Origin of the sequence: Achromobacter sp. MYb9 (assembly GCF_002975275.1) — a bacterium.
GTDB lineage: Bacteria > Pseudomonadota > Gammaproteobacteria > Burkholderiales > Burkholderiaceae_B > Achromobacter.
This window is the reverse complement of record NZ_PCOQ01000059.1, coordinates 1-1051: the sequence shown is the minus strand read 5'-3', so window position 1 is coordinate 1051 and position 1051 is coordinate 1. Positions and strand designations below refer to the sequence as shown.

Here is a 1051-nt window from a genome sequence, read left to right as displayed (position 1 = left end):
ACCTTGCGGCACACGGACCTGAACCGTGCGCGTCTACCAATTCCGCCACCTGGGCGCTGGTGCTTCACTTGTTGCGTCGCTTTCGCTTCGTTTCTTGTTCAGCAGCAGAGAAGAGAGATTATGCATACTTTTTTTGTGGTGTGCAAGTAATGGCGGATGTTTTTTGGTCTTTCAGCGTTTTTTTAAGCGGGCCGGTTTCGATATAGTGTCGCCCCATGTCCCGTTCCCTTTGTACGCGTTGCCTGCGTCCCGAGTCGCACTGCCTGTGCGCGCTCATCCCTTCCTTGTCGTGCCGCACCCGCGTCGTGGTCCTGCAGCATCCCAGCGAATCGCGCCATGCGCTGAACACGGCCAGGTTGGCCGTGCTGGGGCTGGCTGGCGCGCGGCGCGTGGTGGGCGAACGTTTTTCGTCCGCGGATTGGGCCCAGCCGGGCTACGCGCCGCGCCTGTTGTTCCCCGGTTCCGCCGCCGAGACCTTGAACCCGGGCTACGGCCGGAATCTGGACGAGCCGATTCTCTTGATCGTGCCGGACGGAACATGGGGGCATGCGCGCAAACTCCTGCATATCAATCCCGAGCTTGCGGCGTTGCCGCGCGTGATGCTGCCCGAGGGGCTGAAAACGCGCTACCGCGTGCGTCACGCCGATATCCCGGGCGCGCTGTCCACGATCGAGGCCGTCACGCACGCATTGAACGCGATCGAGGCCCCGATGCGGGCCGACGCCTTGCTCCGGCCTTTTGAAGCCTTGATCGACGGGCAGATCGAAGGCATGGGCGAAGACCTTTATGCGCGTCACCATTTGCAGCGCAAAGTGCCGTGGCGTTGAGGCCGGCGGCAGGGCGGGGCCGGGCCCGGTATTAATAATGTCGGGGTAATGGCGAGCGCGGGCATCGCGCTCGTGGCGCGCAAAGCAAAAGCCCCGAATCTCTTTCGATTTTCGGGGCTTTCAGCCTTGCTATCAAACCAGCCTGATGCTGATCCGACTTATATGCGGGTGGTGCCCAGGAGAGGACTCGAACCTCCACACCTTGCGGCACACGGACCTGAACC

The 1051-nt window shown here is 62.1% G+C and carries 2 protein-coding genes; both read left to right on the top strand.

Annotated elements, in window-relative coordinates; all coding sequences use genetic code 11:
- Nucleotides 1-206: hypothetical protein (locus CQ050_RS31230; RefSeq protein ID WP_233214371.1), on the top strand; the 206-nt coding region annotated here is incomplete at its 5' end.
- 9 nt (nt 207-215) lie between these two features.
- Nucleotides 216-827 carry a tRNA-uridine aminocarboxypropyltransferase gene (locus CQ050_RS30635; protein WP_105560573.1) on the top strand — a complete coding sequence of 204 codons (612 nt, stop codon included), beginning with the start codon at nt 216-218 and terminating at the stop codon, nt 825-827.
- Nucleotides 828-1051: the final 224 nt, after the last annotated feature.

Coding starts and splice junctions, on each gene's coding strand:
- CQ050_RS30635 (WP_105560573.1), top strand. CDS start 216: ATGTCCCGTTCCCTTTGTACGCGTTGCCTGCGTCCCGAGTCGCACTGC.